This is a genomic window from Leifsonia sp. P73, from assembly GCF_051059105.1.
Classification (GTDB): Bacteria; Actinomycetota; Actinomycetes; order Actinomycetales; family Microbacteriaceae; genus Leifsonia.
In genome coordinates this window covers 3,186,430-3,207,516 of sequence record NZ_CP194931.1, presented here as the reverse complement: position 1 = coordinate 3,207,516, position 21,087 = coordinate 3,186,430, and the positions used below count along the sequence as shown (strand labels likewise).

At 68.7% G+C, this 21,087-nt stretch carries 21 protein-coding genes, 3 tRNA genes and 2 pseudogenes; 8 read left to right on the top strand and 18 right to left on the bottom strand.

Going from position 1 to position 21,087, the window contains the following annotated elements; all coding sequences use genetic code 11:
• Positions 1-1,320, bottom strand: coding sequence for an ABC transporter substrate-binding protein (locus tag ACQ86L_RS16610; protein ID WP_434316399.1), 1,320 nt, complete (start codon positions 1,318-1,320; stop codon positions 1-3).
• A 192-nt stretch (positions 1,321-1,512) separates the two neighbouring features.
• Here ACQ86L_RS16610 and ACQ86L_RS16605 point away from each other — a divergent pair, with 192 nt between their 5' ends.
• Complete coding sequence (locus ACQ86L_RS16605) at positions 1,513-2,553, top strand: LacI family DNA-binding transcriptional regulator (RefSeq protein WP_434316398.1); 1,041 nt, start codon at positions 1,513-1,515, stop codon at positions 2,551-2,553.
• Between the two features lie 47 nt (positions 2,554-2,600).
• On the opposite strand, the gene ACQ86L_RS16600 is transcribed toward ACQ86L_RS16605, so the two are convergent.
• The 9 genes from ACQ86L_RS16600 to ACQ86L_RS16560 form a co-directional block, all read right to left on the bottom strand.
• Complete coding sequence (locus ACQ86L_RS16600) at positions 2,601-3,770, bottom strand: Gfo/Idh/MocA family protein (protein WP_434316397.1); 1,170 nt, start codon at positions 3,768-3,770, stop codon at positions 2,601-2,603.
• 45 nt (positions 3,771-3,815) lie between these two features.
• Entirely contained in the window at positions 3,816-4,637 is an 822-nt protein-coding gene (locus tag ACQ86L_RS16595; RefSeq protein ID WP_434316396.1) for a sugar phosphate isomerase/epimerase family protein, read from the bottom strand.
• Positions 4,638-4,659: 22 nt separating this feature from the next.
• Positions 4,660-5,643 (bottom strand): ABC transporter permease, encoded by a 984-nt coding sequence (locus ACQ86L_RS16590; RefSeq protein ID WP_434316395.1) that lies wholly within the window; start codon positions 5,641-5,643, stop codon positions 4,660-4,662.
• Positions 5,640-7,154, bottom strand: coding sequence for a sugar ABC transporter ATP-binding protein (locus ACQ86L_RS16585; RefSeq protein WP_434316394.1), 1,515 nt, complete (start codon positions 7,152-7,154; stop codon positions 5,640-5,642). The genes ACQ86L_RS16590 and ACQ86L_RS16585 overlap by 4 nt, the downstream gene beginning before the upstream one ends.
• 53 nt (positions 7,155-7,207) lie before the next feature.
• On the bottom strand, positions 7,208-8,362 hold the full coding sequence (locus tag ACQ86L_RS16580; RefSeq protein ID WP_434316393.1) for a substrate-binding domain-containing protein: 1,155 nt from the start codon (positions 8,360-8,362) through the stop codon (positions 7,208-7,210).
• A gap of 265 nt (positions 8,363-8,627) precedes the next feature.
• On the bottom strand, positions 8,628-9,635 hold the full coding sequence (locus ACQ86L_RS16575) for a LacI family DNA-binding transcriptional regulator (RefSeq protein ID WP_434316392.1): 1,008 nt from the start codon (positions 9,633-9,635) through the stop codon (positions 8,628-8,630).
• A gap of 460 nt (positions 9,636-10,095) precedes the next feature.
• Positions 10,096-10,169: transfer RNA gene (locus tag ACQ86L_RS16570), tRNA-Met, on the bottom strand.
• A 31-nt stretch (positions 10,170-10,200) separates the two neighbouring features.
• A tRNA-Thr gene (locus ACQ86L_RS16565) sits at positions 10,201-10,272 on the bottom strand.
• 127 nt (positions 10,273-10,399) lie between these two features.
• Positions 10,400-11,356: an aldo/keto reductase gene (locus tag ACQ86L_RS16560; RefSeq protein WP_434316391.1), complete on the bottom strand. Its 957-nt coding sequence runs from the start codon at positions 11,354-11,356 to the stop codon at positions 10,400-10,402.
• 109 nt (positions 11,357-11,465) lie between these two features.
• Between ACQ86L_RS16560 and ACQ86L_RS16555 the strand changes: the two are divergent.
• Together ACQ86L_RS16555 and ACQ86L_RS16550 are read left to right on the top strand one after the other, a co-directional pair.
• Positions 11,466-12,218 (top strand): annotated as a pseudogene (locus tag ACQ86L_RS16555) (pentapeptide repeat-containing protein); the annotation flags it as partial.
• Between the two features lie 327 nt (positions 12,219-12,545).
• Positions 12,546-14,282, top strand: coding sequence for a glycoside hydrolase family 13 protein (locus ACQ86L_RS16550; RefSeq protein WP_434318911.1), 1,737 nt, complete (start codon positions 12,546-12,548; stop codon positions 14,280-14,282).
• 112 nt (positions 14,283-14,394) lie between these two features.
• Here the strand turns inward: ACQ86L_RS16550 and ACQ86L_RS16545 are convergent, their stop codons facing one another.
• From ACQ86L_RS16545 to ACQ86L_RS16535, 3 genes and pseudogenes are all read right to left on the bottom strand, one after another.
• Positions 14,395-15,177 (bottom strand): M23 family metallopeptidase, encoded by a 783-nt coding sequence (locus tag ACQ86L_RS16545; RefSeq protein WP_434316390.1) that lies wholly within the window; start codon positions 15,175-15,177, stop codon positions 14,395-14,397.
• 53 nt (positions 15,178-15,230) lie between these two features.
• Positions 15,231-16,041: pseudogene (locus ACQ86L_RS16540) on the bottom strand (inositol monophosphatase family protein).
• 88 nt (positions 16,042-16,129) lie between these two features.
• Positions 16,130-16,210: transfer RNA gene (locus ACQ86L_RS16535), tRNA-Tyr, on the bottom strand.
• A gap of 246 nt (positions 16,211-16,456) precedes the next feature.
• Here ACQ86L_RS16535 and ACQ86L_RS16530 point away from each other — a divergent pair.
• A complete protein-coding gene (locus ACQ86L_RS16530; protein ID WP_434316389.1) occupies positions 16,457-16,795 on the top strand; it encodes a hypothetical protein in 339 nt (112 codons plus the stop codon).
• 69 nt (positions 16,796-16,864) lie between these two features.
• Here ACQ86L_RS16530 and ACQ86L_RS16525 read toward each other — a convergent pair whose 3' ends face one another.
• From ACQ86L_RS16525 to ACQ86L_RS16505, 5 genes are all read right to left on the bottom strand, one after another.
• Positions 16,865-18,094, bottom strand: coding sequence for a tyrosine-type recombinase/integrase (locus ACQ86L_RS16525; protein WP_434316388.1), 1,230 nt, complete (start codon positions 18,092-18,094; stop codon positions 16,865-16,867).
• Between the two features lie 2 nt (positions 18,095-18,096).
• The gene (locus tag ACQ86L_RS16520; protein ID WP_434316387.1) at positions 18,097-18,423 is read right to left on the bottom strand and encodes a DUF6907 domain-containing protein; all 327 of its coding nucleotides are present in this window, start codon (positions 18,421-18,423) and stop codon (positions 18,097-18,099) included.
• A complete protein-coding gene (locus ACQ86L_RS16515) occupies positions 18,423-18,641 on the bottom strand; it encodes a helix-turn-helix transcriptional regulator (protein ID WP_434316386.1) in 219 nt (72 codons plus the stop codon). The genes ACQ86L_RS16520 and ACQ86L_RS16515 overlap by 1 nt, the downstream gene beginning before the upstream one ends.
• Positions 18,641-18,817 carry a hypothetical protein gene (locus ACQ86L_RS16510; RefSeq protein WP_434316385.1) on the bottom strand — a complete coding sequence of 59 codons (177 nt, stop codon included), beginning with the start codon at positions 18,815-18,817 and terminating at the stop codon, positions 18,641-18,643. Before ACQ86L_RS16510 ends, ACQ86L_RS16515 begins: the two co-directional genes overlap by 1 nt.
• Before the next feature lie 137 nt (positions 18,818-18,954).
• Positions 18,955-19,575 carry a hypothetical protein gene (locus ACQ86L_RS16505; RefSeq protein ID WP_434316384.1) on the bottom strand — a complete coding sequence of 207 codons (621 nt, stop codon included), beginning with the start codon at positions 19,573-19,575 and terminating at the stop codon, positions 18,955-18,957.
• 183 nt (positions 19,576-19,758) lie between these two features.
• Between ACQ86L_RS16505 and ACQ86L_RS16500 the strand changes: the two genes are divergently transcribed.
• Genes ACQ86L_RS16500 through ACQ86L_RS16485 form a run of 4 tightly spaced genes read left to right on the top strand, consistent with a single transcriptional unit; the run spans position 19,759 to position 21,027 of the window.
• On the top strand, positions 19,759-19,986 hold the full coding sequence (locus ACQ86L_RS16500) for a helix-turn-helix domain-containing protein (protein ID WP_434316383.1): 228 nt from the start codon (positions 19,759-19,761) through the stop codon (positions 19,984-19,986).
• Positions 19,983-20,228, top strand: a complete 246-nt coding sequence (locus ACQ86L_RS16495) for a hypothetical protein (RefSeq protein ID WP_434316382.1) — start codon at positions 19,983-19,985, stop codon at positions 20,226-20,228. Before ACQ86L_RS16500 ends, ACQ86L_RS16495 begins: the two co-directional genes overlap by 4 nt.
• A complete protein-coding gene (locus ACQ86L_RS16490) occupies positions 20,215-20,631 on the top strand; it encodes a hypothetical protein (RefSeq protein WP_434316381.1) in 417 nt (138 codons plus the stop codon). The genes ACQ86L_RS16495 and ACQ86L_RS16490 overlap by 14 nt, the downstream gene beginning before the upstream one ends.
• Positions 20,632-21,027: a hypothetical protein gene (locus ACQ86L_RS16485; RefSeq protein WP_434316380.1), complete on the top strand. Its 396-nt coding sequence runs from the start codon at positions 20,632-20,634 to the stop codon at positions 21,025-21,027.
• Positions 21,028-21,087 lie beyond the last annotated feature (60 nt).

Below are 21,087 nucleotides of genomic sequence, written 5' to 3'. Positions count from 1 at the left end.
TTACTTCTTCACTTCCTGCTGGTAGAACGACTGCACCTTGTCCACGAAGTCCTGGCCGCCGATCTTGCTGGTCACCAGCAGCTGGGACTCCGGGATGATGGCGCCGGCGTAGATTCCGGCGGTGGTGTTCGCCATGAAGTCGACCTGGCCGTTCTCCTTGCCGATCTGCGCCGCCGCGGCGAGGACCTGCTCGGTGATCGAGCCCTTCTCGACCTTCGGCTGCGCCTCGCCGGGGTCGCCTCCGGGGGCGGCGCCGGTCACGTCGACGACGATCTGACGTGCCTTGGCGTTCGTGTGGACCCAGTTCAGGAAGTAGGCCACCGTGTCGAGGTTCTTCGACTTGGCCGCAGCGGAGAACGAGTTGGCCGCGCCCATCGCCACGTGGTCGCCGCCCTCCTTCGCCGGCGGGACGAGGAAGAACTGGACGTCCTTCCCGAGCTTCTTCGCGTAGTTGGCCGCCTCCCAGTTGCCGTTGAAGGTGTAGACGCCCTTGCCGTCCTGGAAGTTGCTGACGAACGTGAAGTAGTCGACAGCGTTGATGTCGGACGGGAAGTAACCGGCGTCCGCCCACTTACGGATCAGGTCGGCGCCCTTGACGATGCCCGGCTGGTTGTAGGTCGCGCCGGGCTTGGTGAACATCCAGTCGAGGAACTGCTGCTTGTCGACGTACTGGTTCATCGCCGCCTGGACGGTGAAGTTGACGACGCCGTCCTTGTCGCCCTCGACCAGGGGAGCCACGCCGGCCGCCTTGGCCTTCGCGAAGTCGGCGCCCAGCTCGTCGAGCGTCTTCGGGATGCTGGTGATCCCGGCCTTCTGAGCGAGCTTGGTGTTCACGAAGATGCCGGTCACGCTGTAGCCGAGGCCGAGCTGGTAGAGCGATCCGCTGCCGCGCACGCCGTCGGCGTTCATCCGCAGCGGGGCCAGCTGGGCGGCCGGCCACTTGTCCCAGCCGTAGGCCGTGAAGTACGGGTCCAGGTTCGCGACCAGGCCGTCCTTGACCGTGTCGCCGAGGGTGGGGAGGCGGATCAGGTCCGGCGGGGTGGAGCTCGCCAGCAGCTTGGGCGCGTTGGCGGTGAGGTTCTGGAACGTGTCGCGCGTGATCGTGAACGTCACGTTCGGGTGCTGCTTGGTGAACTCCTTCGTCAGATCGTCGGTGAGCGGGAAGCCCGTCTCGTCCGCGATGGTGAGGTTCACCTTCTTCGAGGTGAGCTGGGTGCTCACCTTCGTCGCACCCTTGGCGGGGCCGGTGTTGGCCGAACCGGGTGCGCAACCGGCGAGCACGAGAGCGACGGCAGCGGCCGCGGCTCCGGCGATCAGCACGCGGCGGGCGCCGCGGCGGGGGACGCGAATGACATACAGGACTCCCTTGTCTTCAGGACCGGATCGGGTTCGATCCCGCTGCTAAATGCTTTCAGCACGCTTATACTGGGGTCACGTCCCCGGGTTTGTCAAATGGCGTTCCCCGATCGTGACGGACGGAGCGGATAGCATCCGCGTAGGAGGAGGAACTCAATGCTGAGCAAGCGGGTGACGCTGGCGGACGTTGCCAGGCGGGCCGGTCTCTCCGTGTCCGCCGCGTCGATGATCCTCAACGGCCGACCGGACACCCGGCTCTCCGAGGACGCCCACGCCCGCGTTCACGCCGCCGCCGCCGAGCTGGGCTACCGCCCCAACGTCGCCGCCCGCGGGCTGAAGACGGACAAGACGCACACCATCGCGTTCGTGTCGGACCTCGTCGCGACGACGCGCTACGCGTCCGGCCTGATCACCGGCGCCATCGCCGCCGCCGAATCGGCCGGGCACGTCATGATGGTGCTCGAGACCGGCGGGGAGCCCAAGCGCGAGACGGAGGCCATCGGCGCCGCTCTGGACCGGCAGGTCGACGGGTTCGTCTTCGCCAGCATGCGTGCGCGTGAGCTGTTCCTGCCGGAGATCTCGTTCGACACGCCCGCGGTCATGCTGAACGCCACCAACGCCCGCTTCCCCCGAGCCGTCCTGCCCGACGAACTCGGCGGCGGTCGCAGCGCCGTGGGCACGCTCTTCGCCGCCGGGCTCGAGGAAGGGATCGCTCTGCTCGGGCACAGCGAGAAGGAGGAGAAGGGACTCTTCCGGTCGGCCACCGTGGCGGACCGGATCGCCGGGATCCGCGCCGCGATGGCCGAGCACGGCGCCGAGTTCACCAGCGAGTCCTCCATCTGGCTGTGGGAGCCCGACGGCGGCTACCAGGCGACCAGGAAGATCCTCCGCGGGCGCAGAAAGCCCTCGGCCATCCTCGCCATGAACGACCGCCTCGCCTTCGGCGCCTACCAGGCGATCGCGGAGGCCGGCCTGCGGATTCCCGAGGACATCTCCATCGTCTCGTTCGACAACGACGAGCTCGCCGCCTACCTGCGGCCGGGGCTCACGACCGTGGGACTCCCCCACCAGGCGATGGGACGACGTTCCGTCGAGATCCTCCTCGACAACGAGGACGTCGAGGAGACCCGGGTGCCGATGCCGCTCGTGGAGCGGGCGTCGGTCATTCGTCCGCCCTCTCTGGGCGTACCGGCCTGAACGTGCCGGGCGGCAGGGACACCAGCCCTGACCGCCCGGCTCTGGTGTCAGCCGATCCTCGGCACCTCGACCCACAGTCCGGTCTCCGCCGACTGCACGATCGCGTCGTCGATGAGGGCCGTCGTGTAGCCATCGGCGAAGTTCGGGCTGACCTCGGTGCCGTCGGCGATGGCGCTGAAGAAGTCGTGGGCCTCGATGATCTTCGTCTCGCCGTAGCCGATGCCCAGGGCGGGGATCGGCCACAGAGCGTCGCCGTTGGGGTGGGCGGGTCCGGTGTAGATCGTACGGAACCCGCGGCGGTCGTCGCCGTCCGAGGCGAAGCAGACCTGCAGTTCGTCGCGGCGCTCGTAGTTGAAGACGATGCTGCCCTCGGTCCCGTGGATCTCGAAGGTGATGTAGTTGTTGCGGCCGTAGCCGTTGCGCGTGGCCTCGATGGAGCCGATCGCACCGCTGTCGAATCGGATCATCGTCATCACCTGGTCGTCGACGTCGACCGCGCCGCGCGGGCCCCCGCCGCCGCGCGCGTTGCCGAGGCTGTCCGCGCCGCCGGTCTGGAGGGGACGCTCGGGGATCCAGGTCTCCATCATGGCGTTGACCGAACCGAACTCCCCCACCAGGTACCGGGCGATGTCGATGACGTGCGTGGCGATGTCGCCGAGGGCGCCCGAGCCCGCGATCGACTTCTGGAACCGCCACGACAGCGGCGAGTCGGGGTTCGCGCTCCAGTCCTGCAGGTAGGTGCCCCGGAAGCTCAGGATGCGGCCGATCGCGCCCTCCTCGATGAACTTCCTGGCCAGCGAGATGGCGGGCGTGCGGCGGTAGTTGAAAGCCACCATGTTGACCACGCCGGCCGCCGTCACGGCGTCGTACATCGCCTTGGCTTCGGCGGACGTTCGAGCGAGGGGCTTCTCGCTGATGATGTGCTTGCCGGCCTCCGCCGCCGCGATCGCGATCTCGGCATGGAGGTGGTTCGGCGTGGCGATGTCGACGACGTGGATGTCCGGATCGTTCACGACGCTCCGCCAGTCGGAGGTCGAGCGCTCGAAGCCGAACCGGCGGGCCGCCTCGGCGGCCAGTTCGTCGGTCGCTTCGGCGATGGTGTGGCGGACGGGAAGGGCCGGCGCGGGCCAGAAGAACATCGGCATGGCAGCGTACGCGAGCGAGTGGGCCTTGCCCATGAAGCCGCCGCCGATGAGTCCCACGTTGAGGTGCTGCATTGTGTTGGTTTCCTTTCGAGGGGGTCTGAGGTGCTCTGTTGCGGGTCAGGCCGCGAGCAGCCGGCGGAGAGCGTCCCGACTCAGCTCGGCGGCATCCTTCGGGTCGCCGTCGAAGTCGTCCAGCTCGACCATGAGCCATCCGTCATAGCCGGTCTCGCGCAGGGCCGCGACGATGCCGGCGAGATCGAGCTCCCCGCGACCGAGCGGCTGGAACGTCACCGACGCACGCGTGAGGTCCTTCAGATGCACGTGATCGATGCGGTCGCCGTAGCTGCGGATGATCGCGGCGGGGTCACCTCCACCGGCCGCGAGGTGCGCGACGTCCGGGCAGAAGCCGATCCGCGTGTTCGGCAGCAGCCGATCGAGCTCCTCCGGGCTCTCGACGATCGTCGACAGGTGGGGGTGGTAGCTGGCGGTGAGCCCCTGGCTCTCGGCGATGTCCGCGACCCGGTCGAGAGAGTCGGCCAGCCGTCGATAGTCGTCGTCGGTCGTCCCGGCCGCGCGGCGCGCTCCTCCGCCGATGACCAGACGCTGGGCCCCGAAGCGCGCTGCCAGCTCCGCCGACCGCTGGATCCGGTCGAGCTCGTCCGGAAGGATGTCGGGGTAGATGAAGTTGGCGCCGCTGTAGACGCTGACCAGCTCCAGCCCGGCGTCGCGGAGGTGCCCGGTGAGCACCTCCGGCCGGTCGGCGTAGTCGACGAGATTGCCGTCGAACATCTCGACGCCTTCGTATCCTGCCGCTCCGATGTCCTCGATCGCGCGGCGCATGTCGCCGTGCGTGAGGTAGAAGAGGTCCTTGACGCTGGTCACGCCGGCCGGGTGACCGACGACGCCGCCCCAGGTGATCGAGCAGTATCCGATTCGCATTGCGTGCCTTTCCGTGGGTTCGTTACTTCTTGCGGGCCAGGGCGACCGCGAGGATGATGATTCCGCCGCGGACGACCTGCTGCTGGCTGCTGTCGAGGCCGGCGAGGATGAGCCCGTTGTTGATGAGGCCGATCAGCAGCGAACCGAAGAGGGTGCCGATCACGGTGCCGCTGCCGCCGAACAGGCTGGTTCCGCCGAGGATCACGGCGGCGATGGCCGACAGTTCGTCGCCGGTCCCCCACTGGAACCGACCCGACTGGAGGCGCCCGGCGTAGAGCATCCCCGCCACGCTCGCCACCAGCCCGGAGAGCAGGAGCACCTGGAAGGTGATGCGCTTCGTGTTGATGCCGGTGAAGTCGGCCGCAGTGCGGTTGCCGCCGGTCGCGAGCACCTGACGGCCGAACTTGGTCCGGGCGAGCACCACCGCACCGATGGCGACGAAGACTCCTGACCAGAGGATCAGCCCAGGGATGGGGCCGATGTCCCCCGACCCGAAGATCGTGTTGTACGTGTCGTCGAGGATCGGGATGGGCGCCGAGGCGGTGATCCATTGCGCAGTTCCCACCGCGATGCCGAGCATCCCGAGGGTGACCAGGAACGAGGGGATGCCGAGCATGCTCACGAGCGCGCCGTTGATGGAGCCGACGACGACGCCGACGGCGAGCCCGCAGAGGATGCCCGGCAACGGGCCCCACGCGGAGATCCCCATCGCCGTGACCACGCTGGCGAGGCCGGCGGTGGAGCCGACGCTCAGGTCGATCTGCGCTGCGGCGATGACGTAGGTCATGCCGACGGCGATGATTGTGATGGTCGATGTCTGCCGGAAGATGTTGAGCAGGTTGTTCGGCGAGAGGAACCCCTGGTCGTGGAGCAGGATCGCGAAGAACACGAACACCACCACGAATCCGATGTAGATGACATAGCGGCGCCAGTCCCAGGTCTTGATGGCCTCCGCGACGCCCGTGCGCCGGGTGGCGGTCGCGTCGATCGTTGCCGGTTCGTTCATTTCTGGACTCCTTGTACTGCGAGTTCGAGGGTCTCCTCGTCGGGGACGTCCCTGCGCGGGAGCTCACGGACGACCGAGCCCTCCCGGATGATCAGGATGCGGTCGCTCACGGCGAGGAGTTCGGGGTATTCGGACGAGATGATGATCACGGCCTTGCCGGACGCGGCCAGGTCGCGCACGCGGTCGAGGATCTCGCTCTTCGTGCCGATGTCGACACCGGCGGTGGGTTCGTCGAGGATGAGCACGTCCGGGTCGGTGCCGAGCCACTTGGCGATCACGACCTTCTGCTGGTTCCCGCCGGAGAGCAGCCGGACCGGCCGGTTGGGGTGGGCGACCTTGATACGCAGCCGCGCGATGAGCGAAGCGGAAAGGCTTCGGCTCTCGGCCGTGCTGATGAGGGGACCGCGGCGCACCTCGTCCAGCAGTGGCAGCAGGAGGTTCTCCCGCACGGAGTGGTCGAGGACGAGACCCTGCTCGCGCCTGTCCTCCGGGACGAGGGCCAGGCCGGCGGCGATCGCGCGCCTCGGCGAGGAGAGGGCGACCTGCCGCCCCCTCACGAGGACCTCGCCCGCGTCCGCCCGGTCGATGCCGAACAACGCACGGGCGAGCTCCGTCCGTCCGCTGCCCATCAGGCCGGCGAGGCCGACGATCTCACCCCGACCGACGGTGAAGGACACCTCCCTGACGCGGTCGCCGGCCGTGAGACCCCGCACCTCGAGCAGCGGCGGGCCGTCCTGCTCGACGGGCTCCCGCTCCTGGTAGCTGAGGCCGCCCTCGATCCTGCGGCCGACGATGCCTTCGACGATGTCCTCCGGGGTGACAGCGCTCAGGGGTGCGGTGAACAGCCGTTGTCCGTCCCGGAGCACCGTGATGCGGTCCGCGATGCGGTAGACCTCGTCCATCCGATGCGAGATGTAGATGACGGAGATGCCTCTGGCCTTCAGCCGACCGATCAGGTCGAACAGCGCCTCGGCCTCGTGGCGGGCGAGGCTCGCCGTCGGCTCGTCCATGATGAGGACGCGGGCGTTCTGCGACAGCGCCTTGGCGATCTCCGTCAGCTGCCAATAGGCGGTGCCGAGCCTGCTCACCTCCGCGCGGGGGTCGACCTGGACGCCCATCCTGGCGAAGACCTCGTGCGCCTGATCGATGAGGGCGCGCTCGTCGATCAGTCCCAGCCGGGTCAGCGGCTCGGCGCCGAGCGAGATGTTGCGTGCGACGGTGAGGCTCGGGACGAGGCTGAACTCCTGGAAGACCATTCCGATGCCGGCGGCCTTCGCGGAGTGGATCGAGTCGATGCGGGCAGCGGCGCCGTCGATGAGGATGTCGCCGGAGTCGGCCTGGTAGACGCCCTGCAGGATCTTCATCAGGGTCGACTTGCCTGCGCCGTTCCCGCCCGCGAGTGCGTGCACCTCGCCGGGGCGCACGTCGAAGTCGACGGCGTCCAGCACGACGACGCCGCTGAACGCTTTCGTCACGGCGCGCATCTCGACCGCGTTGTTGTGTGTGGTCATGGGTCCGCCTTTCGAACGGCCGGGAGCGCAGGTCGCGCTCCCGGCCGGCTCGTCTATTTCTTGTACGAGTCCGTCAGGTCCTTCGGCGGGTCCTGGTGGTAGACCTTCTTCCATGCGTCGAGCACGTTCGAGTGGTCGACCGGCAGCGCGCTCAGGGCGATGTACGGCGGGGCGCTCTTGCCGAGCAGGGCTCCGGCTCCCAGCCGTGCCTCCGTGACTCCCTGGTCGAAAGGCACCTGGGCGCCGAGCCCGACGACGAGCTGGTTCTTCGCGAGGGCGATGGCGACGTTCTTGCCGAGGTCCTCCGTCGCGATCGTGAGGTCCGCGCGGCCGGATGCGCGGGCCGCTGCCATCACGCCTTCAGCCGGGACGTCCCACACGGCCCAGATGCCGGAGAGGTCCGGGTGCTTGCTGAGCATCGCGTTGGCCGCGGCCTGGGCGTCTCCCGCGAAGTCCGGACCGGCGATCCCCTTCTCCTCCACGATCTTGATGTCCGGGTACTCCTTGGTGATCGTGTCCTTGAAGCCCTGGTAGCGCTGCTTGGTCACGAAGAAGTCAGCCTGGTGGAAGATCGTGCCGATGGTGCCCTTGCCTCCGAGCGCCTTCGCCATCTCGTGGGCCGAGACGACGCCGTTGCCGTAGTTGTCGGCGGAGACGACCGAGACGTAGTCCGCGCCGGCCTTCAGCCCCTGCGGGACGTTGTCCATGAACACGAGCTTCGCGCCCGACGCGGCGGCGGCCTTGTACGCGGACGCGGTCGCCACAGGATCGGTCGGGATCGAGACGATGATGCTCGGCTTCTGCGCCAGCACGGTCTCGAGGTCCGAGACCTGCTTGTCCGGCTTGAAGTCGGCGTCCGTGGTCGCGACGACCTTGATGCCGAGCTTGCCGAACTCGCTCTTGAGTCCGGCGATCTGGGCGGTCGCCCAGTCGTTGCCGCCGTAGTGCATGACAATCGCCGCCGTCGCGCCGAGCGCCTTCACCTTGGCGATCTCGTCGGCGGACAGGTCGGCAGCGGACGCCGGGGACGGGTCCTCACCGTTCGGTCCCTTGCTGAACACCTGCCCGGCCACCTTCTCGAGGGCCTTCTCGGCCTTCTGGGAGGCCGCGGAGTTCGGTCCGGCGCCGGTACTCGTCGTGGAACTGCAACCGACGACCGCGAACACGAGTGCTGCCGCGGCTGCGATGAGTGCTGTCTTTCGAAGCATGCTTCTCCAGTCCTTTCTGGATTGCGATGGATGAGGTGCGTGTCCCCGGCGTCGACGCCTGCCGTTGTGACCGCGGCCGAGCGTGCGGGGATGGCGAGCTTCGCCCCGAGATCGCGATCGGCTCCCTGGACAGTCGTCACTGACGTCGGGGCGGATCGATCTCGTTGACATCGCCGGCGTCGGTCCGTCGAACTCCGTCGGCGCCTCTATCGTGAACGTTCACGGAACTATTTGTCAAGCCGGAGGGACCGACGTCTTCCGCCGGTCAGGCGGCGCGGATCGCGCTGTTGCGGACGACGAGGGTCGGCACGCTGGGCGTGCGATCGACTTCTCGGCCCTCCACGGCCCCGAGCAGGACCTCCATCGTCCCCCGGGCCAGCGCGGGGAAGTCCTGCCGCACGGTGGTCAGCGGCGGGAGGAAGTAGTCCGACCCCTCCAAGTCGTCGAAGCCGACGATGCTGACGTCCTGCGGGACCCGCACCCCGTTCTCGACGAACGCCCGGATCAGCCCCAGCGCGGTGTGGTCGCTCACGGCGAAGACGGCCGACGGGATGCGGCCCTCCTCGATGAGACGGAGGCCGACCTCGTACGCCCACCGAGGGCTCCAATCGCCCTCCAGGCAGAGCCCGGGCCTCAGCCCGGCGCCGGCCAACGCCGCCTCCCACCCGCTCTTGCGCACGCGTCCGTCGAACCAGTCCATCGAGCCCGCGATGTGCGCGATGTCCGTGTGACCGAGGTCGATGAGGTGCTGCGTCGCCATGCGCGCTCCCAGCTCCTGATCCTCGGAGTACGTGAACACGTTCGGAGTCCCCGACGCACCCGCGGCGATCATCTCCACCGGCACGCGCACCGACGCCGCCCTCGTCGCCTCCGCCATCGACAGCCGCGGCGCGATGACGATGATGCCGTCGACGCCGATCTCGTCGAGCGTGTCGAATGCGCGCTGGATGGAGAACTCGTACGGCTCGTTCGCGGCGACCACGGTGACGACGTAGCCGCGCTCCCGCGCCTCCCGCTCCAGCGACAGCAGAGTCCCGACCGGCCCGAACCGCGGCGACCCGTCGGTCACGATCCCGATCGAGGTCGACCGGTTGGTGACCAGGGAGGTGGCCGAACGGTTCCGCCGGTATCCCACCTCGACGATGATCTCCTGGATCCGGGCGCGGGTGGCGGCGTTCACGTCGGGGGCGTCGTTGATCACCCGCGAGACGGTCTGGTACGAGACGCCGGCGATCCGCGCCACGTCGTTGATGGAGGGCTTCCGCGCCGGCACAGGACTCCTCTCGCAGAGTGTTCAGCCACTCGGACTCTATCGCCAGCGGGCGCGGTTGCTGCTCCTCACCACCCCTGTTGCCGGCGGAGGAAGTCCTGCCCCCACGTTCCCGCATCTCCTCCGCTGACCAACATCCCGGCGCCTCGGACCATCCATCTCCTCCGTTAGCGCCGCTGTCGGTAACGGCGACCGCCTGAGCCTTCACCTCCTCGGAGAGCCTGTTCGGACCCGCGACCGGCCGCCGGGTCCGCGGCTCAAGCGCCGCCGCCTGGCCCTCCAGCAGCGCTCTCGGATCGCAGAGAACGTCTTACGCGCGATCCGGTTCTCCAGGCAGAACGTGGTCACTGCCCCACGCGGAAGTGCCCCCACACACACTGCGAACTGTCACCGATGTCCTGAGACATGACATGAGAAAACGGCGGTGTTGAACAGCCGCCGTTCCCAGTGTTTTCACGCTATGTAGCGAGGGCGGGACTCGAACCCGCGACACCACGATTATGAGCCGTGTGCTCTAACCACCTGAGCTACCCCGCCGTAGCCTCCCGGTGTCGCGACCGGGAGACGGAGCCCCCTGTGGGAATCGGACCCACTACCTCTTCCTTACCAAGGAAGTGCTCTACCAATGAGCTAAGGGGGCGAAGCCGGGCATCCGGAAGGGTCCGGGCCGTTTTCGGCAACCGTACGAGGATACCATCCCCGCAAGGGTGCTTCGTACCACCCGGACCCCCGGATCACGCCCGGAACGTCCCCGGATCACACCGGGTTCACGCGGCCTTCGCGGCCTCCGAGGCGCCGTCGAGCGCGTCCAGCTCGTCGGCGCTCAGCACCAGGTCCACCGAGGCCAGGAGGTCGGGGAGCTGCTCCAGCGTGCGGGCGCTCGCGATCGGCGCGGTGATGGTCGGCTGGGCCGCGAGCCAGGCGAGGGCGGTGGTCGCGACGGAGACGCCGTGCGCGGCGGAGACCTCGTCCAGAGCGGCGAGCACGCTGCGGCCGGTCTCGTCCAGGTACTTGGCGGCGCCGCCGGCCCGGGGGCTGTCGACGGTCACGCCGTCGCGGTACTTGCCGGTCAGGAAGCCCGCGGCGAGCGCGAAGTACGGCATCACGCCGAGGCCCTCGCGCTCGACGATCGGGCGGTACTTCTCCTCGTACGCGCGCTCGACCAGGTTGTAGTGCGGCTGGAGGGCGACCGCACGGTGAAGGCCCTCGCGCTCGGTGATCGCGAACCACTCGTCGATGCGCTCCGGCGAGTAGTTGGAGATCCCGATGTGGCGGACCTTGCCCGCGTCCACGAGACCGGAGAGCGCGGCGACGGTCTCCTCCAGCGGCACCGACTGGTCGTCGAAGTGCGCGTAATAGAGGTCGATGTAGTCGCTCTGCAGGCGCTCCAGGGAGGCGTCGGCGGCACGGCGGATGTTGTCGGCCGCCAGGCCCTTGAAGTCGGGGTGCTGGCTGACCTTGGTCGCGAGCACGACGTCGTCGCGCCGGCCGCGCGCCGCGAACCACTCGCCGAGGATGCGCTCCGAGTCGCCGCCGGTGTTGCCCGGGACCCAGGCCGAGTACCCGTCCGCGGTGTCCACGAAGTTGCCGCCCGCCGCCGTGTAGGCGTCGAGCACCGCGAAGGACGTGTCGCGGTCGGCCGTCCAGCCGAAGACGTTTCCGCCCAGTGAGAGAGGGAAGACCTGGAGGTCGGAGGTTCCGATGGCGCGGCGCGGTGAAGTCATTCCGTGATCCTTTCGTGGCTGTCCCTTCACGCTAACGCGCGGTCTCCGTGGCTATTCCGAATGTGTCGAAGATGTGGAGAGGTCACACGCGCGGCTTTACTGTGGAGGAATGTCCACCGCCCCTGCACCCGAGCGCGAGCTCGCCGCCGACTGCGCCTCCTGCTCGGGGCTGTGCTGCGTCGCGCTCGCCTTCGCACGCTCCGCGGACTTCGCCTTCGACAAGCCCGCGGGCGAGGAGTGCGTGAACCTGGAGGACGGATTCGGCTGCCGCATCCACCCGCAGCTTCGCGAGCGCGGCTTCAAGGGCTGCACGGTGTTCGACTGCTTCGGCGCCGGCCAGCTCGTCACCCGGCACACCTTCGGCGGCAGGTCGTGGCGCGACGACGCGGGCGTCCGCGCCGACATGTTCGCCGTCTTCCCGATCGTCCGCCAGCTCCACGAACTGCTCTGGTACCTCCGCGAGGCCCTCGCGATGCCCGCCGCGGCGACCCTCCGCGACGCGTTGCGCGCGTCCTGGGACGAGGTCGCTGAAGCTGCAGACGCCGCGCCCGCCCTCATCCTCGAACTCGACATCGACGAGCTCCGCGCCCCCGCCGCGGCCCTGCTCCGGGAGGCCGCCCGGCTGACCCGCGAAGCGGCGCGAGACGCCGCGACCCGCGAGCCCCGCCGCGCCTCCACCCCGCTCCGCGTCAAGCGCTCCCGCCTCTCCCCCGGCGCCGACCTCCTCGGCGCGGACCTGCGCGGAGCGGACTTGCGCGGGGCCGAGCTGCGCGGCGCCCTCCTCATCGGCGCCGACCTCCGCGACGCCGACCTCACCGCCGCCGAGCTCATCGGCGCCGACCTCCGCGACGCACGGCTCGACGGCGCCATCCTCGACCGCGCCATCTACCTCACGCAGCCCCAGGTGGACGCGGCGCGGGGGATGCGAGCACCCGGCTCCCCGCCGCACTCCGCCGTCCGCCGCACTGGCGCAGCCCGTCGCGCTGAGCCGCGCGCCCCTGACGTTCACTCGGCCGTTCCCGTCACAGAAGCCCGCACTCAGTCGAGGGGGCTAGCATTGCTGCCAGCGCCGACGTCGGCGCGCCGATCCCGGTGCCGCGAGCGGCGGCGTGCGAGGAACGACGGCGCCCCCGATCGTTCCCGCAACGCGTGCCCGCAGCGACTCCCCGTCCTGAAGCCAAGACAGGTGATCCCCATTACTTCCGAATCCTCCCGCACGCTCTCGCCCAGTACCCCCGGCCGCGAGTGGTGGCGCTCCGCTGTCATCTACCAGGTGTACCCACGCTCCTTCGCGGACGCCGACGGCGACGGGATGGGCGACCTCGCGGGCATCACCCGCCGCCTCCCCGCGCTCCGCGACCTGGGCGTCGACGCCGTGTGGCTGTCGCCGTTCTTCACCTCGCCCCAGAACGACGCGGGCTACGACGTGGCGGACTACCGCGATGTCGACCCCAGCTTCGGCACCCTCGCCGACTTCGACACGATGCTGGAGGAGGCGCACAGCCTCGGGCTGCGCGTCATCATCGACATCGTCCCCAACCACTCCTCCAGCGACCACGTCTGGTTCCAGGAGGCCCTCGCCTCCGCCCCCGGCAGCCCGGAGCGCGCCCGCTACCTGTTCCGCGACGGCAAGGGGGTGAACGGCGACGAGGCCCCCAACAACTGGGAGTCCATCTTCGGGGGCCCGGCCTGGACGCGCATCACCGAGGCCGACGGCACCCCCGGCCAGTGGTACCTCCACCTGTTCGACAAGTCGCAGCCCGACTTCGACTGGGACAACCCGTGGGTGCGGGAGCAGTTCCGCGGCGTGCTGCGGTTCTGGCTGGACCGCGGCGTGGACGGCTTCCGTGTGGACGTCGCCCACGGCATGATCAAGGAGGCCGGCCTCCCCGACTACACCCCGCCCGCGAACGCCGGCAGCATGGGCGGCGGCGCCATCGCGACCACGACGGGTGGCATCGTGCTGGAGCCGCAGATCAGCGCCCACGCCGAGGGCGAGCCCGTCACGCCGCCGTACTTCGGGCAGGACGGCGTCCACGACATCTACCGCGACTGGCACCGGGTCCTGGAGGAGTACGAGGGCGACCGAGTGCTCTGCGGCGAGGCCTGGGTGGAGCCGATCGAGAAGCTCGCGAACTGGGTCCGCCCCGACGAGATGCAGCAGACCTTCAACTTCGGCTACCTGGAGACGCCGTGGGACGCGGTCGCGCTCCGTGCGGTGATCGACCGCTCGATCGCCGTCTTCGGCAGCGTCGGTGCTCCGAGCACCTGGGTGCTCTCCAACCACGACGTGGTCCGGCACGCCACCCGGCTCGCGCTGACCGGCGACAACCCGCAGGGCCACGGCATCGGCCCGAAGTCGACCGGCATCCCGGACCCGGCGTTCGCCCTGCGCCGCGCCCGCGCCGCGACGGCCCTCATGCTCGCCCTCCCCGGCTCGGCGTACCTCTACCAGGGCGAGGAGCTCGGCCTCCCGGAGGCCATCGACCTCCCCGACGACGCCCGCGAGGACCCCACCTGGTTCCGGACGAACGGCGAGCGCTACGGCCGTGACGGCTGCCGCGTGCCGATCCCGTGGGAGGGTGCCGACCCGTCGTACGGCTTCGGCCCCGGCCCGAAGAGCTGGCTGCCGCAGCCCGCGACCTGGGCGGACTACACCCGCTCGTCGCAGGAGGGTGTGCCCGGCTCGACGCTGACGATGTACCAGGAGGCGCTGGCCGCCCGCCGCGAGCACGACCTCGCGTTCGGCGAGCTTCAGTGGTCGAACGCTGGCGAGAACGCGCTGCTGTTCCGCTCCGGGAAGGTCACCGTCGCCGTCAACTTCGGCAAGGCCCCGCTGCCGCTGCCCGAGGGCACCGTCATCCTGGCGAGCGGCCCGCTCACGGACGGAATGCTCCCCGAGGACACCACCGCCTGGCTCATCTGACCACCCCACCCACCGCTGACGGAGGAGACCCGCCCCACTCAGGCCCGGTTCTCCTCCGTTAGCTGTTCCCGGCCCGCGTGTCGGCCCGGATCTCCTCCGTCGGCCACGGGCCTCAGCTCGCGTTGGCCTTCAACCACGCAACAGGATCGACCGGCTCCGTGCCGACCCGGATCTCCAGGTGGAGGTGCGGCCCGGTCGAGACACCGGTGTTGCCCACCCGGCCCACGATGTCGGCCACCCGCACCTGCTGACCCTCGGCGACCCGCACCGACCCCGTCTGCAGGTGGCAGTACCTGCTGCTGACCGGCCGTCCGTCGATCCGGTGGTCGATGGTGACGTTCACGCCGCAGCCGCCGCGGTCGCCGGTCACGACCTCCCGCACCACGCCGTCGGCGATGATCTGGACGGGCACGCCGTCGCCCGGCGCGAAGTCCACGCCGAGGTGGTTCGTGGACGTGCCCTCGGTCGGCGCCGCGCGCGGCCCGAACCCGGAGGTGATCGGCACACCGACCGGGAACGGCCACTGGATGGCGCCCGCGGGGTTGTTGCGGAACGTGTCCGCGATCCGCGTCGAGCGCAGAGCAGCGAGCTGATCACCGGAGGTCGCTGCGCCGGCGTCGCGGACGATGGCCTCCCGCTCGGCCGGAGCGATGCTGTCGAGCGCCTGGACCTCCCCCTCCGACGCCGGAGCGCTGGAGAAGCCGGCCGAAGCGGTGCGCGCACGGACCTGGTCCTCGGTCAGCAGCGCCATCGCCGGGACCGTGGTCGCGACCGCGATCCCGAGGACCGAGAGCATCGCGAGGACGCTCACCCCACGGCCGAAGCGCGGCTCGCGTGCCCGCTGGGCCGCTCGCTCACGCTGCCGGAGTGCGCGGCGGGTCGGGTTCAGGGGCACCCGACCCAATATAACGAAACGGTAACTGCCTCACCACTCGGGAGGCCGCCCCGTCACTCCCAGTGCCGGTAGTACGCCTGCACCAGCGGGTCGAGCTGCGCGTACAGGCCGGGCGCCGCCGCGAGCAGCAGTGCCTTCCCCGCCGGAGCCCCGTCCAGCCCGCCGACCGTCGCCCCCGCCTCCTGCGCGATGAGCGCGCCGGCCGCGTGATCCCACGGGTTCAGCCCGCGCTCGTAGTAGGCGTCGAGCCTCCCGGACGCGACCGAGCACAGGTCGAGGGAGGCCGCCCCGATCCGCCGGACGTCCCGCACCTGCGGGATCAGCTCGGTCACGAACGTCGCCTGCTTGCGCCGGATCTCCGGGTCGTACTCGAACCCGGTCCCGACGAGCGCGAGCGGCAACTCCACCCCTCATTGACCCGGATCGGCTCGCCGTTCACCCGCGCGCCACCCCCGCTGCCGCGGTGAACACCTCCCCGGTCACCGGATTCACGACCGCACCGGCCAGCGTCCGCCACGTCGCCGGGTCGGGGTCGCCCTCCACGACGGCGACACTGACCGCCCACGCCGGGATGTCGTAGAAGTAGTTGACCGTCCCGTCGATCGGGTCGACCACCCAGGTGAGTCCGCTGCTCCCCCGCTCGCCGCCGGACTCCTCCCCGAGGAACCCGTCCCGCGGCCGCGAGGCCTCCAACGCGCTGCGGATCAGATCCTCGGACTCCCGGTCGGCGCGCGTGACGATATCGGTGATGGTCGACTTGGAGGCCGCGATCTCCACCCCGTCCCTCCGCCGCTGCAGCGCGAGAGCGGCGGCGCGACGCGCGACGGTGGTGGCGATCTCGAGCAGCTCGTTGGGGGTGGGCATGGGGACAAGCCTGGCACACCGCGTACCCGGCGGCCCCGTCGCACGGAAACGAAAGAGCCCGGCCGATACGGCCGGGCTCTTACTGGGGTGGCGAGTGAGGGATTCGAACCCCCGAAGGCTACGCCGGCTGATTTACAGTCACTGGAGCCGAAATCTCCCGAGCACTCCCGAACACTCGCGCCCAATAGTTTCAACGGTTCTCCGCCCTGCGTTCGGGAGCCGAACACTCGCGAAACCGGTCGATCACTCGCAAGCGTGCTCACACAATCGTGCACACGGGACCCGTCCGCCGTCCCCGGCCACCGAGAAAGGATTCCGTGGACATCGTCGCGGCCGACGAAGAACAGGTGGGCGGTTGTCCGTATCGTGGTCAGACCTGGCCTGCGCTGTGCGGGCCCATCCGAAAGGGTTCGTCTTGGAGGCACTCAGCATCGCGGCGCTCGTCGTCGCCGTCATCTCCGCCGGCGTTGCTATCTGGCAAGGAGTCATCTCGCGCCAGCAGCTCAAGCTCGCGCAGGACACCGAGAAGCGCACGGAAAGTGCGCTTGAGGAGATCCGCCGTGTCACGGGGGAGACTAAGCAGATCAGCGAAAACGTGAAGCAGAACATCGACGAGCGGATCACCAAGATCCTCGACAACAAGCTTCTCGCCGAGCAACAGGCTGCAGCCTCGAGTAACGCGGCGAGTGAGGCGCTACTCCAGATGTTCATGCAGGGGATGCAGAACCAGCAGAAGCCGGGCGGCGGCCAGTAGGCGAAGAGGGGCAATCGTGGCAGGATCACCACGATTGCCCCTCTCGCATACGCGCTGAGAGCCGAGCTCTCACCTCCCAGCGCGGAGCAGCTCCGATGCGGCCTCGGCTGCCTGACGGTTCGCGTCCCGAAGAAGGTGGCCGTACAGGTCGGAGGTGATCGAGATCGTGCTGTGGCCCAGGCGCTTGCTGATGACCGCCAGCGGAACGCCGGCGGCGATCAGCAGAGACGCGTGCAGGTGCCGAAGGTCGTGGAATCGGATGTGCGGGAGTTCCGCCTTCTGCACGATCGTGTCGAAGACGCGAGAGACGTGATCGGGTCGCAACTGCGAGCCGTTCTCGTACGTGAAGACGCGGCCGGAGTCGATGTAGTCGGCGCCCCAGGCGTCCCGCTCGATGTCCTGCCGCAGCTTCCACCCCATCAGGGCGCCGATCGCGTCCTCTGAGAGCGATACAGCACGGTCCTGGCCGGCGTCCGTCTTGATCGGCCCTTCGATGAACTGCCCGTGCAGTTGCGTGAGCTGCACGCGAGCGTGGAGTTCTCGCTGCTCGAAGTCGATATCGGCCCAGCGCAGACCGCAGATCTCTCCTCTCCGCAGCCCGGAGTGAACCTCCAGTTCATACAGCGGCCCAAGCCGGTGTTCCGCCGCGTGGGCGAGGAACACGTTCACGAGCGAGGGCTCCCAGATCGAAATCCGCGCTTTCGTCACGGTCGGCAACGCCACCTTGGACGCTGCGTTGTAGTCGACCAGGTCGAGAGTTTCGGCGGTCGTGAGTGCGCTGGAGAGAGTGGCGTGGATACGGCGGATGGTCGTCGCGCCGCGACCCCCTTTCTCGAGGTCGCGGACGAACTTGTCGACCTGAGCGCGCCGCAGCTCAGCGAGCCGCACGCGCCCCAGCGCGGGGACGAGGTCACCCTCCACGTACCTGCGGTACATATTCGCCGTCGTGGGCCTCAGTTTCCCGTCGACGCGCTCCAGCCAGGACGTCAGGTACTCGCCGACCGTCATCGTCTGGTGGCCTTTGTACCGACCGCCGGCGACCTCGGTCACCTTCTCCGCCCGGGCCTTCTGGGCGGCCGCCTTGGTCGGGAATCCGGTCGCGCGCGGCTGGATGCGTTTGCCTGTGACCGGGTCGACGCCACCCGAGACCGCGTAACCCCAGGAGCCGTGCCTCGGGTCGCTCAGCAGCTTCGGGCAGGCGTGCGCCTTCGCGTCCGCGGAGGCGCGGTCCGGGAGCGGGCGGTACTGCTTCCCGTTCGCGTCGCGACACCCGCAACGCCTGTAGATGTCTCCGCTCATTGCTAGACCCTCCTGTCGTCGTTGTTGCTATCGGCTCTGGCGACGTCGCGTAGCCGCTTGGCTGCGAGCTCGAAACTCGCCGCCAGCGCCTCTAGTTCGTCGACCTCCGCCTCGAGCGCCACGTCGCCGTAGATGAAGTAGAACTCGCGCCCGTTCTTGACCGTGGTCTGTCGTTCGATCAGCAGATCTTCGCGGTTGCCTTCGAGATCGAGCAAGGTTTCTGGCTCGCCCTCGTGCACGATGTCGTCCCATGCCATCCGCTCGATGTCCGACTGCGGGTGTCCGGTGCACCACGGGACGACGGGGCAGGGCACGATCTCTTCGCTCATCAGTCGCTCCCCTCGATCTTGCGCTCGAAGGTGCGGGCGTCGATGAACGCCTGCAGGTCGTCCGAACGGACGCGGGTGTGCGCTCGGGTGTCACCGAGCTCCACCGCGCGGAGACGGCCGGCGCGGATCTGGGCGTAGACCCAGTCGCGGGACATCTCCATGCGTTCGGCGACCGTGCGAACCGAGTACAGCCGGACGGCGTCCTCGATCTCGTCCATCACGCCACCGCGCAGAGGTTCGCGAGCGACATCTGGGGGAAGGCCACGACGATTCGCGAGATCAACGCCGGCGACGGGCTAGTGAGCCCGGTCGCGACCAGAGCGAGCTCGGCCGGCTCCGCTCCGATGGCCTCCGCCAGCTCGACCTTGCTCGCCGTCCCAGCGAGCCGATGCATCTGCTCGAGGGCCTCAGGCTTGAAGCACCACGATGGGCGCCGAGATGGGGTTCATTGTCATACTGTTCATGTCCGAGTAATCCTTTCGTGTTGTTCGGACGATGCCCTCGACCTGCTCCCACAGGTCGGGGGCTCCCTTATTTGGGGTCTAGGAGGCCGCGGCGACGGCACTCATCGCGCCATCGGTTCGCGGAAGCGCGCGAGATGTAGAGCCCGTGCTCGCGTTCCAAGGTCAGCATCGCTTTCGCGATCGGCGACCTGCGATCGGTCTGCAGAGCCTTTTTATATGCCTGCGCAAAACGCTCGAGCTCGGACTCTGAGGGGCCAGCGCCACCGCGCGTGGCGCGGGGCTGCCTAGCTTTCCCGTCAGGGGTGCCCAGGTAGAGCACCTCAACTTCCTCGCGTGAGAGATGTGCGGTGGCACCGCCAGCGGCCAGCTCGTCCAGGGTCAGGCCAACCATTGAACCGCCGTCGTACCATTCGCGGATTCCGGTTGCGAGGTCAAGCGGGCCTCCCCGGTCGGCGTATTCCAGCTGTGTGCTGAGAAGCCGGTCGACGATCTCGGACATCGGAATGTTTCGCAGCAGCGTCGAGGTGATTGGTCGATCAGACTCGATGTCGACCTCCGTGCACACCCACTGCTCATCCCGTGCGCGGCCGAGCTTGAACCAAACCCGACAGCCCAGATTGCCCCCGTGCGCCAGGTGCCAGGTTTCGCCTGGTCTGTGCGCCACGTTCACGTCGATCCGGTAATCCACTCGCTCAATGTAACCGACCATGTCACAGTAACGCAACATCTCGTCCGCCCTAACCGTCTCATTATCGAACGCAACTCGGTACGCGCGTATCTGCGCTAGTGCTGCATTGGCGTCGCCGATGATGCAACCCTTGAGTCACAGCGCAATGACACATTGCGGCCGTATCGTCTCAAGGAGGCACGAATGGGCACTTTGCCCGAGGAAGTAAGAACCGCCCGCCGGCTGCCATCACCCGACCTCGCCCGCGCAATCAGGCGAGCCGCCGGAGTAAGTCAGGTGCGGATGGGCATCGAGCTCGGCGTCCACCGGCTCACAATCGCTCGGTGGGAATCGGGCGAGCGCGCACCCCAAGGAGCACGCCGCACCGCGTACGCCGCACTCCTAGAGCAGCTTCGGGAGGCGAGCGCATGACCACGCTCACGGGCGTCTCCTCTCAGAGCTGCACAGTCCGACCGCTCGCCCTCGCCGACATCCGGGGCCGCGCCACCATCACACCCGCCGAAGCGTCCGACCTGCTCGGCATGGGGATGCAGCAGACCTACACGGCCCTCAAGGACGGGTCGCTGCCGAGCCTGCGCCTGTCGCGCCGCATCCTCGTACCCGTTCCGGCTCTGCTCCGCCTCCTCGGGGAGGTGACCGATGACGCAGACTAGCCCGCTGGACACGCTCAAGCACACCGCCCTCCGCGTCGAGAACCTTCTCGGCTACGTGATCGAGCAACTCGTCGTTGACCACGACTTCGACGAGGACGACCCGGTCATCGGATCAATTGAGAGCGCCCGCAAGATGCACATTGATGCCCTCGCCGAGCACATCCCTGGCGTCGCCTACGATCCCGAATCGGGCCGGATGAGGGTGTCGCGGTCCGCGACGTCCCAGGTTTACCGGTACGACGACGGCTCTCCGGTATGTGTCGCGATCGAGGAAGACCACCTGCTGTGGCAGATCTTCCCTCGCCTCGACCAGGACCTGCTGGACGCGGACAAGCGCCGCGCGCTCCGTGGGCGTCCCCTGCTCCGCCTCGTCGAGGAGCTTTCGGAAGGCGAGGACGGCTGAGTGGGCGCGCAGCTGGTCGGGAAGGCGTTCGCATTCGGGATGACTCACTCCCTCACGGGTAACGAGTTCCGATTGCTCGCGTTTATGGCGCACACAGCGCTCGACTCCGATCGGCCGCCCCGCTATTACGGCTCGCGAGAGCGCTCGGCTTACGGCCTCGGCTTCGTCCTTCCTGACCATGACGACACCCCCGAGGCTGCCAAGGCGCGACGGTCGGCCTTCGAGGTCGTGAGGCGCGCCACCGCAGCACTGCTCGACGCGGGCGCCATCACGAGGGTGCGAAGCGGTCGCGCGGGCCAGCGAGCCGAGTTCACGATCCTCACCGGATTCGGACTCGACGACCTCGCCAGCAGCCCCAACGAAACGTCGGGCCTGCGATCAAGGCAGCCCCAATGAAACGTTGGGCCGCCAATCCGCTGATCCGTTGTGCCACCAGGCACAACCGGACGTTGCAAT